The sequence below is a fragment of the Nocardia pseudovaccinii genome, assembly GCF_050942345.1.
Classification (GTDB): Bacteria; Actinomycetota; Actinomycetes; order Mycobacteriales; family Mycobacteriaceae; genus Nocardia; species Nocardia pseudovaccinii.
Genome location: NZ_CP192074.1, coordinates 6,966,164 through 6,981,230 on the forward strand (window position 1 = coordinate 6,966,164; position 15,067 = coordinate 6,981,230).

Annotated in this window: 13 protein-coding genes and 1 pseudogene; 6 read left to right on the plus strand and 8 right to left on the minus strand. The window is 66.4% G+C overall.

Annotated features, from left to right (window positions below):
• Positions 1 to 8 precede the first annotated feature (8 nt).
• Positions 9 to 989 carry a helix-turn-helix transcriptional regulator gene (locus ACQPZ2_RS31330; protein ID WP_433521754.1) on the plus strand — a complete coding sequence of 327 codons (981 nt, stop codon included), beginning with the start codon at positions 9 to 11 and terminating at the stop codon, positions 987 to 989.
• A 30-nt stretch (positions 990 to 1,019) separates the two neighbouring features.
• Here ACQPZ2_RS31330 and ACQPZ2_RS31335 read toward each other — a convergent pair whose 3' ends face one another.
• Positions 1,020 to 2,177 (minus strand): epoxide hydrolase family protein, encoded by a 1,158-nt coding sequence (locus ACQPZ2_RS31335; RefSeq protein ID WP_433521755.1) that lies wholly within the window; start codon positions 2,175 to 2,177, stop codon positions 1,020 to 1,022.
• Positions 2,178 to 2,240: 63 nt separating this feature from the next.
• On the opposite strand from ACQPZ2_RS31335, the gene ACQPZ2_RS31340 reads away from it, so the two are divergent.
• The gene (locus tag ACQPZ2_RS31340; RefSeq protein WP_433521756.1) at positions 2,241 to 3,212 is read left to right on the plus strand and encodes a helix-turn-helix transcriptional regulator; all 972 of its coding nucleotides are present in this window, start codon (positions 2,241 to 2,243) and stop codon (positions 3,210 to 3,212) included.
• A gap of 39 nt (positions 3,213 to 3,251) precedes the next feature.
• On the opposite strand, the gene ACQPZ2_RS31345 is transcribed toward ACQPZ2_RS31340, so the two are convergent.
• The 4 genes from ACQPZ2_RS31345 to ACQPZ2_RS31360 are packed head-to-tail and all read right to left on the minus strand — an operon-like array spanning position 3,252 to position 8,241.
• Entirely contained in the window at positions 3,252 to 4,703 is a 1,452-nt protein-coding gene (locus ACQPZ2_RS31345) for a GntP family permease (RefSeq protein WP_433521757.1), read from the minus strand.
• A gap of 11 nt (positions 4,704 to 4,714) precedes the next feature.
• The gene (locus ACQPZ2_RS31350; RefSeq protein WP_433527569.1) at positions 4,715 to 5,314 is read right to left on the minus strand and encodes a bifunctional 4-hydroxy-2-oxoglutarate aldolase/2-dehydro-3-deoxy-phosphogluconate aldolase; all 600 of its coding nucleotides are present in this window, start codon (positions 5,312 to 5,314) and stop codon (positions 4,715 to 4,717) included.
• A 23-nt stretch (positions 5,315 to 5,337) separates the two neighbouring features.
• A complete protein-coding gene (locus tag ACQPZ2_RS31355; RefSeq protein ID WP_433521758.1) occupies positions 5,338 to 6,948 on the minus strand; it encodes an N-acyl-D-amino-acid deacylase family protein in 1,611 nt (536 codons plus the stop codon).
• A gap of 9 nt (positions 6,949 to 6,957) precedes the next feature.
• The gene (locus ACQPZ2_RS31360; protein ID WP_433521759.1) at positions 6,958 to 8,241 is read right to left on the minus strand and encodes an amino acid deaminase; all 1,284 of its coding nucleotides are present in this window, start codon (positions 8,239 to 8,241) and stop codon (positions 6,958 to 6,960) included.
• A 106-nt stretch (positions 8,242 to 8,347) separates the two neighbouring features.
• Here ACQPZ2_RS31360 and ACQPZ2_RS31365 point away from each other — a divergent pair, with 106 nt between their 5' ends.
• The 4 genes from ACQPZ2_RS31365 (at position 8,348) to ACQPZ2_RS31380 (ending at position 11,805) form a co-directional block, all read left to right on the plus strand.
• The gene (locus ACQPZ2_RS31365) at positions 8,348 to 9,427 is read left to right on the plus strand and encodes a sugar kinase (RefSeq protein ID WP_433521760.1); all 1,080 of its coding nucleotides are present in this window, start codon (positions 8,348 to 8,350) and stop codon (positions 9,425 to 9,427) included.
• Between the two features lie 64 nt (positions 9,428 to 9,491).
• Positions 9,492 to 10,262, plus strand: a complete 771-nt coding sequence (locus ACQPZ2_RS31370) for an IclR family transcriptional regulator (protein ID WP_063045571.1) — start codon at positions 9,492 to 9,494, stop codon at positions 10,260 to 10,262.
• Positions 10,259 to 10,666 carry a RidA family protein gene (locus tag ACQPZ2_RS31375; protein ID WP_063045570.1) on the plus strand — a complete coding sequence of 136 codons (408 nt, stop codon included), beginning with the start codon at positions 10,259 to 10,261 and terminating at the stop codon, positions 10,664 to 10,666. Before ACQPZ2_RS31370 ends, ACQPZ2_RS31375 begins: the two co-directional genes overlap by 4 nt.
• Before the next feature lie 47 nt (positions 10,667 to 10,713).
• Positions 10,714 to 11,805, plus strand: coding sequence for an IS630 family transposase (locus ACQPZ2_RS31380; RefSeq protein ID WP_433520296.1), 1,092 nt, complete (start codon positions 10,714 to 10,716; stop codon positions 11,803 to 11,805).
• Here the strand turns inward: ACQPZ2_RS31380 and ppc are convergent.
• The 3 genes and pseudogenes from ppc to ACQPZ2_RS31395 form a co-directional block, all read right to left on the minus strand.
• Positions 11,802 to 14,573, minus strand: a complete 2,772-nt coding sequence (gene ppc / locus ACQPZ2_RS31385; protein WP_433521761.1) for a phosphoenolpyruvate carboxylase — start codon at positions 14,571 to 14,573, stop codon at positions 11,802 to 11,804. The two genes, ACQPZ2_RS31380 and ppc, sit on opposite strands and share 4 nt — an antisense overlap.
• A 67-nt stretch (positions 14,574 to 14,640) precedes the next feature.
• Entirely contained in the window at positions 14,641 to 14,856 is a 216-nt protein-coding gene (locus ACQPZ2_RS31390) for a VOC family protein (protein ID WP_433521762.1), read from the minus strand.
• 34 nt (positions 14,857 to 14,890) lie between these two features.
• Positions 14,891 to 15,031: pseudogene (locus tag ACQPZ2_RS31395) on the minus strand (maltose acetyltransferase domain-containing protein); the annotation flags it as partial.
• Positions 15,032 to 15,067: the final 36 nt, after the last annotated feature.

The following is a 15,067-nucleotide window of genomic DNA, read 5'->3' on the forward strand; positions in this document are numbered from 1 at the left end:
CTCGAATCATGCGAGCGAGTCGACTGGTGCAGCTGTTATTGCTGCTCCAGACCCGCGGCCGGACCACCGGGCCGGAGCTGGCGCGCGAGCTGGAGGTGTCGGTGCGCACGGTGTATCGGGATATCGAGGCACTGTCCGCCGCGGGCGTGCCGATCTACAGCGAACCGGGTCGGACCGGCGGCGTTCGGCTGGTCGACGGGTACCGCACCCGGTTGACCGGTCTCACCACCGAGGAAGCCGATGCAGTACTGCTCGCCGGGCAACCCGCGGCCGCTGCCGATCTCGGACTCGGCACGGTATTGGCGACCGCGCAGCTCAAAGTGCTCGCCGCACTACCACCCGAATTGCGCGGCCGGGCAACACGAATCGCGGAACGTGTCCATGTGGACGCGCCGGGCTGGTTTCATCGTCCCGACGAAACACCAACGCTCGCAGCGGTTGCCGACGCTTTGTGGCACGACAGGCGACTCGACATCCGGTATCGGCGCAAGGATCGAGCCGTCGAACGCCGCTTGGATCCACTCGGCCTCGTATTGAAAGCCGGGACTTGGTATCTCGTCGCACGGGACGGATCGGCCATCCGCTCCTATCGGGTCAGCCGGATCGCCGCGGCCGAGCAGGTCGGCGAATCGTTCACGCGGCCAGACGATTTCAATCTCGCCGAGCATTGGTCGGAGTCCGCCGACGATTTCGCCCGATCGATGCTGCGAGTGCGGGCTCGCTGCCGGATCGCGGCCGCCCAGCTGCGCCTGCTCCGGCTGATGAACGAGCCCGCCGCGGTCGCCGAAGCGATGGCATCGGCCACCGAACCGGACGCCGAGGGCTGGGTCGAAGTAACCATTCCCTCGGAGTCCTATGAGGTGCTGGCGGGTGCGATCCTGCCGCTCGGCGAATTCTGCGAGGTTCTCGACCCGCCGGAATTCCGCGACCGGCTCGCCGCGACGGCCTTCGCCATGGCCGAACGCTACCGGGGCCCGCACGCTCCTTGACCTTGCGCAAGCCCACGGTCGCCACCACGCTCAGCGCAGCGAGCGGAAGAACGCGCGCACGTCGTCGGTCAGCAGGTCCGGTGCTTCCATCGCGGCGAAGTGACCGCCCCGGTCGTACTCCGTCCAGCGTTCGATGTTGTGCTGCTGCTCCGCGAGCACCCGAATGGAATTGTCACCGGCGAATACCGCGGCCGCAGTCGGCACGCCGGAATTCCGCGCGGGCATCCCCCACGAGTCCCCCTCCCCGTACAGCCGGATCGAGGAGACGAAGGTCCTGGTGAACCAATAGAGGCTGACATTCGTCAGCAGCGCATCGCGATCCACCGCCTCGTCGGGCAACTCGAGCGCGGGATTGGTCCAGCGCTGAAAGAGATCCACGATCCAGGTCAGCAAACCGGCGGGTGAATCGTGCATGCCGATCGCCAGGGTTTGCGGACGCCCCGCCTGCACCATCGCATAGCCGAAACGGGTGTAGCTCTCGCTACCGGTGAGCTTGTCCAGCTTCGCCCGATCCTGCGGGCTGTACTCCGGTTCCGTACCGTCAGCGCTCCAGGACGGCAGTGTGATCGGCCCGTTCACATGGATCCCGAGCACATGGTCGGTGGCGATCCGTCCCAGTTCGGTCGAGACGAAGAAGCCCGCGTCGCCGCCCTGCGCCCCGTACCGGTCGTAGCCGAGCCGGGCCATCAACTTCGCCACCACCCGCGCGAATTGCTCGGTCGAACCGTCCCCGACCTTCGGTCCGGGCTCCGAGAAGGCGAATCCGGGTAATGACGGGATGACCAGATGGAATGCATCGGCCGGATCACCGCCGTGGGCGCGCGGATCGCTCAAAGGTCCGATCACATCGAGGAATTCGATGAACGAGCCGGGCCAGCCGTGGCTCAGTACCAGCGGCACGGCGCCGGGTTCGGGCGAGCGGACGTGCAGGAAGTGCAGCCGCTGCCCGTCGATATCGGTGACGAACTGCGGCAGCTCGTTCAGCCGCGCTTCGACTGCGCGCCAATCGTATTCGGACCGCCAGTAATCGGCGAGCCCCTTCATATACGAGATCGACGCGCCCCTGTCCCAACCGCCGCCCGGGATTTCATCCGGCCACAAGGTATTCCCCAGCCGAGCGTGCAGATCGTCGATCTGGGCCTGCTGGATGTCGATGCGGAAGGGGCGGATGTCCTGTTCGGTGCTCATGGAAGCGACGATAGGACCCCCTTAGGACAGGATCGTTCCTAAGCGTCCGGCATTCTGGATCTCGTGTTGGAAACCTCGGCGCGCCTGCTCAAACTGCTCGCCCTGCTGCAGACCCACCGCGACTGGACCGGAACCGAACTCGCCGAACGACTCGGCGTCACCGGCCGCACGATCCGACGCGATGTGGATCGGCTGCGTGAACTCGGCTACCCGGTGCACGCCACACAGGGCACCGCTGGCTACCGGCTCGGCGCCGGGGCCGCACTGCCGCCGCTGCTGCTCGATGACGAGGAGGCCGTCGCCGTGGCGGTCGGCTTGCGCAGCGCTTCCGACGGGACGGTCGCTGGCATCGAGGAGGCATCGCTGCGCGCGCTCACCAAACTCGAGCAGGTGCTGCCGCCGCGGCTGCGCCACCGCGTCCGCACGCTGCGTGGCGCGACGGTCCGCGTCGGGACACCGGACGCAACGGTGGAACCGGACACCTTGATGGCCGTCGCCGAGGCCTGTCAACGGCACGAGCGCTTGCGCTTCGACTATCGCGCACACAGCGGTGCTACCACCCGCCGTGCGGTCGAGCCGCACAGCCTGGTGCACTTCAGCAGGCGCTGGTACCTCGTAGCCTGGGATGTCGATCGCGATGATTGGCGCACCTTCCGGGCCGACCGCATCTCGCCACGAACCCCGACCGGCCCGCGCTTCACTCCGCGCGAACTCCCGGAAGGCGATGTCGCGGTCCACCTTTCGCTGCGACTGTCCGCACGGGCGTGGCCGCATCAAGCAATTGCCCTGCTGCACAAATCCGCCGAGGACGCCGCGGCGAATGTCTGGCCCGGCATGGGCGTCATCGAAGCAGTCGACGACCACAGCTGCCAACTGCACGTCGGCGCGGACACGCCGGAGGCGCTGGTCTGGATGATCACCTCGGTCGATATCGACTTCACGCTGCTGAGCGGCCCACCCGAACTCGTCGCGGCCATTCGTGCCCAAGCCGACCGCTGCGCCGCCGCACTACAGAACTTCGACTGCACGAATTGACCAGCCCGGCACCGGGATCCGACGCCGGGCTGGACGAGTTCAGCCGACAATCGCGAACAGCACCGCCGCCACCGCGAAGCTGACCACCGAGAGCACGGTTTCGAGCACCGTCCAGGTCTGCAGTGTCTGCTTCACCGTCAGGTTGAAGTACTTCGAGATGATCCAGAAGCCACCGTCGTTCACATGGCTGAGGATGATCGAGCCCGCCGCGATCGCCATGGCGATGAGTGCGATGGCCATCTGCGAGTAGCCGTGCCCGGTGACCAGCGGCGCGACAATGCCGCCGGTGGTCACGATGGCGACGGTAGCCGAGCCCTGTGCGATGCGCAGACCGCAGCTGATGATGTACGCGAGCACGATCACCGGCAGACCGGCGGCCGACATGGTATCGGCGAGTGCGGTGCCGATACCGGTGGCGGAGATGACCTTTCCGAAGAACGCACCCGCACCGACCACCAGCAAGAGCATGCCGACCGGCTTCAGCGATTCCGCGGTGAGCGTACTGAGCTCCTGCACGCTGGAACCGCGCCGCACACCGAGCAGATAGAAGGCGACAAGCACCGCGATCAGCAGCGCCACTGCGGGTGTGCCGAGGAAGGTGAGCACCTGCAGCAGCCCCGAATCCTTGTCCAGCCATTGGCTGCCGAAGGTCGCACCGAGGATGAGCACCAGCGGAATCGCGATAATGCCGCCGATGAGCCCGACCGCTGGCGGGCGGGTCTCGGTGCGTACGGCCTCCGGATCCGTTGCGGTGCCCGGACCTTCGCCCTTCGCTGCGGACTCGGCCGCCGGCCGCACCAAGAACTCGGCAGGCACCTCGACCTGTACCCGCTTGCCGATGTAGGTGCCCCACACAATGCCCGCGGCGATGAAACCCGGTAAACCACAGACGAATCCCATGATGATCAGCCATCCCAGGCTCACCCCGAGCAGTCCACCCAGTGCCACCGGACCCGGATGCGGCGGCAGAAACGCGTGGGTCATCGACAGACCGGCCAACATCGGCATGGCGTACAGCACCAGCGATCGCCCACCGCGCTTGGCGGCCACATAGATCAGCGGTGCGAGCACGAAGATGCCGATATCGAAGAAGACCGGGATGCCGAAGATGAGCCCGAGCAGACCCATGGCGACCGGTGCACCCTTCTCACCGAAGATGCTCAGCAGTTTGCCGGTCAGAACATCCGCACCACCGGAGCGTTCGAGGATCGCACCGAGCACCGTGCCGAGGCCGATGATGACCGCGATATGCCCGAGAATGCCGCCGAAACCGGTCTCCAGCAGCGAATCACCGGGCTTGATCGCCGTACCGACGATCTTCGACACCGGCAGTCCGGCGGCGAGCGCCAGCCCGAGTCCGGTGAGCAGCAGCGCGATGAACGGCTCCAGCTTGACCTTGATAATGGCGAACAGCAGTACGGCAATCGCGAGACCGCACAGCACCAGCAATCCGGGGGTGGTGGTGCGCAGCCAGTCGACAGTGGTGCCCATGTGGGTACCTCTCAATTCATGGATCGAACGAATGACGCCGCACGCGAAGCGATTTCGGACCATCGGCCCGCGGCGACGTCGGATGGGGCCACGACATCGGTACCCGCGGTCACGGCCACGGCTCCGTTGGCGAGGAATTCGGCGGCGTTGCCCGCATTGACGCCCCCGGAGGGAATGAGCGCCACATCGGGGAAGGGACCGCGCAGGTCTTTCAAATAGCCGGGGCCGAGCGCCCTGGCGGGGAAGATCTTCACCGCGGCGGCGCCGAGGTCGAGTGCGGTGAGCACCTCGGTGGGCGTGAAAGCGCCCATGACGACCGGAATGTCGCGTTCGGCCGCGACAGCCGCGACCTCCGCGCGCACACCGGGTGTGACGAGGAACCGTGCACCGTTGTCGATGGCGGCCGCGGCCTGATCGGCATGCAGTACGGTTCCGACACCGACGACAGCGTCGGGGGCCGTCGCGGCGATGCGCAGATAATCGAGCACGCCAGGCGTCGTGAAGGTGAGCTCCAAGGTGCGAATCCCGGAGCCCGCCAGCGCGTCCGCGAGCGCCAATGGATCCGGAATCACCGGCGCCCGCACCACAGTCAGCACGCGGTCGGCGCGCATGACTTCCAGAGCGCTCGTGGCGTTCAATATGTCTCCTTCCGCGTGGCATCCATGCGCAGCGCGCGTCCGGCGAGCTTGCCGGTGGGCGCACCGTTCTCGATGGCGAATTCGCCGTTGACCAGCACGTGCTGAATGCCGCGCGCCTGCTGCTTCGGGTTGTCGAAGGTCGCGGTATCGGTGATCGCCGATGGGTCGAACAGCACGAGATCGGCTGCGTATCCGGTGAATACGTGCCCGCGGTCGCTCAGTCGCAGCCGCTCGGCGGGCCGACCGGTGAGGTGGTGCACGCACTCCTCTAGCCCGAGCACACCGAGCTCGCGAACGTAATGGCCCAGATAGCGCGGGAAGGTGCCCCAGGCGCGCGGATGCGGCCGATCACCGACGAGCAGTGCGTCACTGCCGCCCATATGCACCGGGTGCGCCATGATCGCGCGCACGTTCTCCTCGTGCCCGACATGCTGCAGAATGGTGGTGGCCAACTGATCTCTGCGCAGCAGGTCGAAGAACACCGCGACGGGTGCGCGATCGGTATCGGCCGCGATTTCCGCGACGGTCCTACCGACGTACTCCCCCAGCTCCGCATTGGCGACACCGCTGATTTGAATGGTCTCCCATTCGACGGTGACGCCGTGGCAGCCGTCGGAACCACTCACATTCACGTCCAACGTGATTCGCGCGCGCATCTCGGGATCATCGATGCGAGCCAAAGCCGCATCCGGGCCACCGGACATCGCCCAGCTCGGCAGCAGCGCCGAAAGTGTCGTGGAGCCGGGGAGGTACGGATACGTGTCGAGGGTGATATCGCACCCTTCGGCCCGGGCGGCATCGATCAGCGCCAGGAATTCCGGTGCGCGCCCGCGGTTCACGCCGAAGTTCATCGTCGCGTGGGTGAGATGCAGTGCGCAGCCGGTGCTGCGAGCCAGGCCGATCATCTCGGCGTATGCCGCCAACGCGCCCTTACCGTAGGAGCGCGTATGCGGCGCATAGAACCCGCCGTATTCGGCGACGATCTCGCACAGCGCCGCCAATTCCCCGGTGTCCGCATACATTCCCGGCGTATATGTGAGCCCACTCGACATACCGACCGCACCCTCGCGCAGCCCCTGCGCGAGCAGCTCCCGCATACGCCGGATCTCCGCCACCGTCGCCGGGCGCTGCTCGCTACCGACGACCAGCAGCCGCAGCGTGCCCTGTGGTACGAGGTACGCGGCGTTCGGTGTTATGCCCTGATCAAGGCGGTCCAGATACTCCGCGACCGTGCGCCAGGAGAAGTCCAGATCGGTGGGATTGCCGTTCCACCCGGCGATCTGACGCCGCAGTACCGCCAGCGCGGTGTCATCGATCGGGGCATACGAGAGCCCGTCCTGTCCGATGACCTCGGTGGTGACGCCCTGGCTGATCTTCGGGAAATGGCCGGGCTCGGTGAGCAGATGCAGATCGGAGTGCGCGTGCATATCGATGAAGCCGGGGGCGAGCACCGAACCAGGCGCGTCGATGAACCGGGCCGCCTCGGTGATCGTTCGCGGGTCGGCGATAGTGCTGATCCGTCCTCGATCGATGCCGACATCGGCACGGAAGCGTGGCGCTCCGGTGCCGTCTATGACATCGATATCGCGAAACACTAAGTCCGTCATGGCCACTCGTCAGAAGAAGGTGTGAACGAGGTCGACAACACGTGGCCGCTCCGCGTCGGCGTCATCAATGACCGGGATCAACCGCCACTTGTCGAAAGCGGTACACGGATGCGACAGACCGAGCCGCACCACACTGCCGACCGGCAGATCACCGGCGGCACCGCCCGGCAGCCGCAGGAACGTGTGCTGATCATTGAGCGCACTGACATGTGCCGCCGGATTCAACGAACCTTCCGGTCCCGCAACGAATTGCGGGACCGGAAGCCCCTCATCGAATGGCAGATCGCGCTTACCGGCGTCCAGCAGCGCGAGTTCCGCCTCGGGTCGCGAAACGGTCCGCGCCCAGCCGTGCATCGCCGAGCGCAGCGGTCGTTCGCTGCGTGGCGCGGCCAGCGGCGAAATGCCCGCGTAGAAGCCGTCGTCGTGAATGATGTACGCACCGGAGCGCAGGACCACCGTGGTCGGAACACCTTGCTCGTCGGCGAGTCCGGCCAGACATTCGACGACAAGATCCGGGAAGGCACTGCCGCCCGCGGTGACGATCGCGCCTTCCGGATAGCGTCCGGCCGCGGCGAGTTCGCGGTGCAAGCGGGCGATTTCGTCCAGATAGCGCCGGACCGCGGCGATCCCGTCCGGGGTGCGATCGTGAGCGAGCGCACCCTCATAGCCGCCGACTCCGGCCAGAGTCAGTCGCTCGGCGCGGCCGACCGCCTCGGCAATCGCATGCGCCTGTTCGACCGTGCGTGCGCCGGTACGCCCGTGCGGCCCACCGAGTTCGACGATCACCCGAATGCGCGCATCACCCGTCAGGTGCTGCTCCATCAGCGCGACGGTCTCGACGCTGTCGACCCAGCAGAAGAATTCGAACTCCGGATCCCGCGCGGATTCCGCGGCGACCCAGCGCAATCCGACCGGATCGACGAGTGCATTGGCCAGCACTATCCGTCCGACTCCGAACGACCGGGCCACCTGCACCTGCCACACGGTGGCGAAGGTGATCCCCCAGCACCCGGCGGCCAACTGCTGCGCCCACAGCTGCGGAGCCATGGTGGTCTTCCCGTGCGGCGCCAGGCGCACGCCCGCGGCCGCCGCCCAGTCCGCCATCACCGCGACATTCGCCGCGACGGCCGCGCGGTCGACGGTCAATACCGGGGTTTCGAACTCGTCGAGGTGCGGCGCGGAGTCCAGAAAGTCGCGAACCGTGCGGCCCCAGGCCGCGGGCGGCAGGCCCTTGTGCTCGGGTCCGAGCGTCCGATCCGCCAGCGCGGCAACGGCCTTCTCATCGATAGCCATGTCGCTCCTTCCCGCGGAATCGTCTCCGCCGAATCATATCGCTCAGGCATTGCATATTTTGCAACGCTTGTTGCACATCGTGTTTTGTGTGGTTATTCTGCACTGGATGGCCGATGGCCGCAAGGGCAGAAGGGAGATCGATGTGACGTGGCCTACTACGTCGTGCCGCCCACGGGCGGTGACCATCGGTGAGGGGCTCGCCGTGCTGGTGGCGCGTCCCGGTCCGCTGGAGGACTCGGAGAACTTCGAGCGAACCGCGGGCGGCGCCGAGGCGAATGTAGCCACCGTGCTCACTCAGCTCGATGTGGACGCCGGGTGGATTTCCCGGGTCGGCGATGACGGATTCGGCCGGTATCTCACCGGACACCTCGGGGCACGCGGCGTGGATGTGTCGGCGGTTGTCATCGATCCCGCACGCCCCACCGCCGTCTATGTGAAGGAGCGCGGCAGCGGCTCGGGCAAGGCGACCGATCTGGCCGATGGAGCCAGCCGCATGCTCTACTACCGCACCGGCTCTGCCGCCAGCGCGCTGTCCACCGCCGATCTGACGGCGGCGGCGGGACTACTCGAACGCACCGGCCTCGTGCACTTCACCGGAATAACCACCGCGCTCTCGGAATCCGCGACCCGCCTCACGGAAACCCTTGTCGCGCTTCCCCGCCGCGGCAAGCTGATCAGTTTCGATCTGAATTACCGTCCGGCGCTGTGGGCAGGGCGCGTCGAGCAGGCCGCTGAGGTGCTGGCTCGTCATGTACGCGGCTGCGATGTGGTGTTCCTCGGCGCCGACGAGGCGGAGGCGGTCTTCGGCACCGACGATGCCGACCGCTTGCGGGCACTGTTCCCCGAGCCGGAACACTTGGTGGTCAAGAACAATGAGCATTCGGTGACCGGATTCTCCGGAACCGAGCGCGTCGAAGTGCCCGCGCTGGAACTGGAGATCACCGAGCGGATCGGTGCCGGTGATGCCTTCGCGGGCGGGTATCTGGCCGCCCTGCTGCATGGACGCCCGCTGGAGCAGCGGCTGCGCTTCGGGCATCTGTGTGCCGCCGCCGCACTGACCGGCACCGGTGATGTCGCGGAATTGCCTTCACCCGGCGCGCTGGCGGCATTGGCGGCACTCGACGAGTCCGCCTGGGGGCGTGTGCATTACAGCAGAGATGTCGTAGCAGAGAATGTGGCGTCATGAGCGAGCGAATCGAAGCCACAGTCCCCATGGCGATCACGGAGCCGAGCGCTGGCGAGGCGCAGTCATGAGCCAGAGTTTGTTGCGCGCCTTGACCATCCTGCTGTCGCTAGGGGAGGATGCGCGCTCGCTCGATCAGCTGGCCGGTGAACTCGGCGTGCACAAGTCCACGGTGCTGCGGCTGCTGCAGACCATGGAATCGCAGCGCTTCGTCACCCATGACAGCCAGCACCAATACGTCCTCGGCTCCCGGATTTTCGAACTCGCCAACCGCGCCTTGGAACAGCGTGACGTTCGCACCCTCGCCCGCCCGCACCTGAGCGCATTGAATTCCGCCACCGGACAGACGATTCACCTCGCCACCTACGAATCCGGTGACGCCATCTACATCGATAAATTCGATGCGATCCAGAGCGTGCGCATGTATTCCCGCATCGGCCGCCCCGCCCCGCTGCACTGCACGGCGGTCGGGAAGGTACTCGTCGCCGCACAGCCGCGCACGGAATGGCTCGCGATCGCCGAGCGCCTCGATTATCGCAAGTTCACCGATCGCACCATCCGCACCCCGGAGCGCTATCTGGAAGAGCTGGAACTCGTTGCGACACAGGGCTATGCGGAAGACCACGAGGAACACGAGAGCTTCGTCAACTGCATCGGCGTCCCGGTGCGCAATGGCACCGGGACCGTGGTCGCAGCGGTCTCGATGTCGGTGCCGGACATGCTGCTCGACCACGACCAGGTGTTGGCCGAACTGCCGCGGGTCCGCGCGGCGGCCGATGCCATTTCCGCCGAACTCGGCTGGACTCCCGGCCGCAACCCACTGAAAGGCCACTCATGAGTGAGAAGATCGCCGTCCGTACCACCGACGCCCCCGCACCCGCGCACACCTTCTCCCAGGGCGTGCGCAAGGGCCCGTTCGTGCAGGTCTCGGGCCAGGGTCCGGTCGACCCGGCGACCAATGAGTACCTCTTCCCCGGCGACGTTGCCGCCCAGACGATTCGGACGCTGCAGAATGTCAAGGCGATCGTCGAGGCGAGCGGCGCCACCTTCGACGATGTGGTGATGCTGCGCGTCTACCTGACCAAGCGCGAGGACTTCGCCGTCATGAACGACGCCTACGGCGAGTTCGTCACCGCCAACACCACCGGCGACGTATTGCCGAGCCGCACCACGGTATTCACCGGCCTGCCGCGGGAGGAAATGCTGGTCGAGATCGATGCGGTCGCCATCGTGTCGGCCTAACTAGTGTCCCGCGCCTGAGATCCGTTGAAGAATGGTAGGTTCGGCCGGTGGCGCGTGTGGGCAGGCCGGTGGCCGAGTTGATTCTGACTGACGATGAGCGCGAGACGCTGCAGCGGTGGGCACGTCGGGCGAAGTCGTCGCAAGCGCTGGCGCAGCGGTGCCGGATCGTATTGGGTTGCGCGGCAGGCAAATCCAATAAGGAAGTGGCCTCGGATCTGGGGATCTGGCCGCAGACGGTGGGCAAGTGGCGTAACCGGTTCGTGGCGCGGCGGCTGGAGGGACTGGTCGATGAGCCTCGCCCGGGTGCACCGCGCACGATCACCGATGAGCAGGTCGAGGCGGTGCTGGTGGCGACGCTGGAGCGGCAGCCGGTCGACGCCACGCACTGGTCGAGGGCGTCGATGTCCGAAGAGGTCGGGTTGAGCAAGTCCACGATCGGGCGGATCTGGAAAGCGTTCGAGCTCAAACCGCATCGGGTCGACGAGTTCAAGATCAGCAATGATCCACAGTTCATCGACAAGGTCCGCGATGTGGTCGGGCTGTATCTGGATCCGCCGGAGAGGGCGCTGGTGTTGTGTGTGGACGAGAAATCCCAGATCCAAGCGTTGGATCGGTCCGCGCCGGTACTGCCGATGATGCCGGGCATGCCCGAGCGGCGCACCCACGACTACATCCGTCACGGGATCACCACCTTGTTCGCCGCGTTGAACGTGGCCACCGGCGAGGTGATCGGGTCGATCCATCGCCGTCACCGCGCCGCCGAGTTCAAGAAGTTCCTCACCAAGCTCGACAAACAAGTCCCAGACGACCTCGACGTGCACCTGATCTGCGATAACTACAGCACTCACAAAGCCCCCATCGTCGCGAAATGGCTTGCCGCGCACCCGCGTTTCCACATGCACTTCACACCCACCTACTCGTCGTGGCTCAACGAGGTCGAACGCTGGTTCGGGCTGCTCACCGACAAGAAACTTCGCCGCAGCTCCCACCGGTCGGTCCAGGCCCTCGAACGCGACATCCGCGACTGGATCGTCCACTGGAACGAGAACCCGAAACCATTCACCTGGACCAAGACCGCCGATGAAATCCTGGATCGACTCGCCTCATATCTTCACCGAATTCCTGGCGCAGGACACTAGCCGGAGTTGCGCAGCGCGGTGGCGAGTCCGTTCATGGTCAGCAGGATGCCGCGTTTGACGAGTTCGGAATCGTCGCCCGCCCGCAGCCGGCGCAGCAACTCGACCTGCATCTGGTTCAGCGGCTCCAGGTACGGGAAGCGGTTGTGGATCGATTCCGCCAGTGACGGGTTGTCGGCGAGCAGGTGATCATTGCCGGTGATCGCGGCGTGCATGCGGATGGTGCGGGCGTGCTCGTCACGGATCATCCCGAAGATCTGCTCGCGCAACGCCACATCATCGACGAGATCGGCGTACCTGGCCGCGATATCCAGGTCGCTCTTGGCCATGACCTGGGCCAGATTCGACAGCACCGTCCGGAAGAACGGCCAGCGGCGATAGAGGTCCGACAGAATCGCCAAGCGGTTGGGGTCGCCGCCGACCCACTCCTCCAGCGCCGCACCGGTCCCGTACCAGCCCGGCAGCATGACGCGGGCCTGACTCCACGACATCACCCACGGAATGGCCCGCAGATCGTTCACCGAATTCGTCGGCTTGCGGGAGGCGGGACGACTGCCGATATTCAGATCGCCGACCTCGGCGACCGGCGTGGACTGCCGGAAATACTCGACGAATCCCGGTGTTTCGTGTACGAGCCGCGCATAGGCCGCGCGTGCGCGCGCCGCCAGATCGTCCATGAGGTCATAGGACGGCTCGGCATCGGGACCGAGCCCCTCCACATCGAGCAGCGTCGACTCCAGAGTGCCCGCGATCAACGACTCCAGATTACGATGCGCCGCACCGGATTCCGCGTATTTGGCCGCGATCACCTCACCCTGCTCGGTCAACCGCAGCGAGCCACGCACGGCGCCGACGGGCTGGGCGAGAATGGCGTCATAGCTGCGCCCGCCACCACGACCGACCGTGCCACCGCGACCGTGGAACAGCCGCAGGCGAATTCCGGTCTTGCGCGCTACCTCGACCAGATCCAGCTCCGCCCGGTAGAGCGCCCAGTTCGCGGCCAGATACCCACCGTCCTTGTTGGAATCGGAGTATCCGAGCATTACCTCCTGCCGCATTCCCTTGGCAGCCACCAGCTCTCGATACACCGGGACATCCAGCACCGCGGACAGGGTCGCCGCACCGGCACCCAGATCCTCGATGGTCTCGAACAGCGGCACGATATTCACCGGGCAGCTCGGCGGCCCATCGGGCTCACCGGGATCGAGCAGCCCGCCCTCCTTCAACAGCAGCGCCGCCTCCAGCATGTCGCTGACCGAGGTGCACATGCTGATGATGTAGTTCGGCACCGCCTCGACGCCGAAGATGACGACGACATCCCGTGCGGCACGGACGATATCGAGCTCCTTGGCAGCGAGTTCACTGAGCCGCGCATGCGGGCCGAGCAGCGGACGACGGGTACGCAACTCGGCGGCGAGCAGTTCCACCCGCTCCGGCTCGGCGAGACTCGCGTAGTCCTGATGTACACCCGCCCACGCCAGCAACTCGGTGACGACCTGTTCGTGCACCTCCGAGTTCTGGCGCATATCCAGGCCCTGCAGGTGAAATCCGAATGTCTCGACGGCATATCGCAATGCGGCCAGCCGGTCGTCGGCGAGCAGACCGTCACCGCTGGCCCGCATCGAGACGTCCACAGCGTCCAGATCGTCGAGTACCGCCTGCGGGGTCGCGTATGCCGGTGCACCCATATCCCGGCCGTCCGCGGGCAATTCACCGAGCGCGGCAAGTGCCGACGCCGACAGTCGCGCCCGAATCCGGTGCAGCGCACGGCGATACGGTTCATCGGAATGCGTCGCGGGATCGGGATAACCGGCCTCGGCCAGTGCGGCCACCTCCGGTGTCACCAGCACCAGCCGCGCCGATTGCGACAGTGACTTCTCCAGCTCCACCAGCTCGTGCAGATACCGTCCGAACGCGACGGCCGACGCCTGCGATGCCGCCTGACGCACGACATCCGCTGTCACATAGGGGTTTCCGTCACGATCGCCGCCGATCCAGGAGCCGGGGCGCAGGATCGGCCGCGGCAGCAATTCCGCGCCCGGCCACCGGGACCGCAGCGCCGCCCGAACTTCCGCGTTGATCGCCGGAATAACGTCGAACAGCGTGATGTCGTAGTAGCGCAGTCCGACCGAGATCTCGTCCTGAATCCGCAGGCGCTGCAATCGAATCAGCGCGGTACGCCACAGCGAGAGCACCTGGCGGCGGATCCGCAGCTCCAGGTCCGCACGCGCCCGCTCGGTTTCGGTATAGCGCTGCCGCAATCGCATCAACTCGGTAATGCGGGTCTGCACATCGAAGACGGTGCGGCGCCGGGTTTCGGTCGGATGTGCGGTGATCACCGGCGACACCAGGGCGTCGGCGAGCAGATCGGCGACCTCGGCGCCGTCCAGGGCCGCCGCGTCCAGTTTGCGGTAGGTCGCCGCCAATGAGGAATCCTGCGGCGGCTCCCCCGCCGCCTCATGCGCCGCGCGCCGCCGATCGCGCTGGATATCCTCAGCCAGATTCGCCAGCAGCACGAAATAGGTGAACGCGCGGATCAACGGCAGCGCGACCGCGATCTCGACGCCGTCCAGCATCTCCGCCACCGCGCTGCGCTCGACCTCCTCGCGCCGCACCCGGAACGCCTCGATCCGCACCCGCTCGATCAGGTCGAAGACCTCGGGGCCCTCGTGATCGCGGATGGTGTCGCCGAGGACGCCGCCGAGGAAGCGGATGTCATCGCGCAGTGGCCGGGTCGCATCCTGTTCCGTCTCGATCCGCGCTTGGGTCATGATTCGACCCTAGTGCCAGGTGCGACCCGGTTGGCGGTGACATTCGCCTCGGGCGGTTCGCGGCGAATCAGCCGAGCAGCTGGGAGAACCGCAGGTGGTTGCCCCACGGATCGCGGAAACCGCAGTCGCGGACGCCGTACGGCTGGGTGATCGGCTCCTGATCGACATCGACACCGGCGTCGCGCAGCCGGGCGAAGGTGTCGTCGACGGCCTCGGTGGTGAAGATCAGGGTGCCCTGCGCACCGCTCGCCAGCCTGGCCTCGGCGGCCTCGTTCGGGTTCATCCCTGGGTTCTCCAGGCCCATCGCCCAGCGTGCCGAGCAACTCCCGCAGCACCGCATCGCGCCGCTCGGTTTCCTCCGGGCCGGTGCGGTTGAACTCGTCGCACAACCGCTGTGCCCGGATCCGCTCGGCCACCAACTCCGGATCGCTGTCCCGGTACAAATCGCCGCGCAGCATCCGTTCCTTTTGCTCGCCCACGGGCGCCAGGCTACG

Coding starts and splice junctions, on each gene's coding strand:
- ACQPZ2_RS31345 (WP_433521757.1), bottom strand. CDS start 4,703: ATGGGCACCACTGTCGACTGGCTGCGCACCACCACCCCCGGATTGCTG.
- ACQPZ2_RS31350 (WP_433527569.1), bottom strand. CDS start 5,314: ATGCGCGCCGACCGCGTGCTGACTGTGGTGCGGGCGCCGGTGATTCCG.
- ACQPZ2_RS31360 (WP_433521759.1), bottom strand. CDS start 8,241: ATGGCTATCGATGAGAAGGCCGTTGCCGCGCTGGCGGATCGGACGCTC.
- ACQPZ2_RS31370 (WP_063045571.1), top strand. CDS start 9,492: ATGAGCCAGAGTTTGTTGCGCGCCTTGACCATCCTGCTGTCGCTAGGG.
- ACQPZ2_RS31330 (WP_433521754.1), top strand. CDS start 9: ATGCGAGCGAGTCGACTGGTGCAGCTGTTATTGCTGCTCCAGACCCGC.
- ACQPZ2_RS31355 (WP_433521758.1), bottom strand. CDS start 6,948: ATGACGGACTTAGTGTTTCGCGATATCGATGTCATAGACGGCACCGGA.
- ACQPZ2_RS31375 (WP_063045570.1), top strand. CDS start 10,259: ATGAGTGAGAAGATCGCCGTCCGTACCACCGACGCCCCCGCACCCGCG.
- ppc (WP_433521761.1), bottom strand. CDS start 14,573: ATGACCCAAGCGCGGATCGAGACGGAACAGGATGCGACCCGGCCACTG.
- ACQPZ2_RS31365 (WP_433521760.1), top strand. CDS start 8,348: ATGGCCGATGGCCGCAAGGGCAGAAGGGAGATCGATGTGACGTGGCCT.
- ACQPZ2_RS31335 (WP_433521755.1), bottom strand. CDS start 2,177: ATGAGCACCGAACAGGACATCCGCCCCTTCCGCATCGACATCCAGCAG.
- ACQPZ2_RS31390 (WP_433521762.1), bottom strand. CDS start 14,856: ATGAACCCGAACGAGGCCGCCGAGGCCAGGCTGGCGAGCGGTGCGCAG.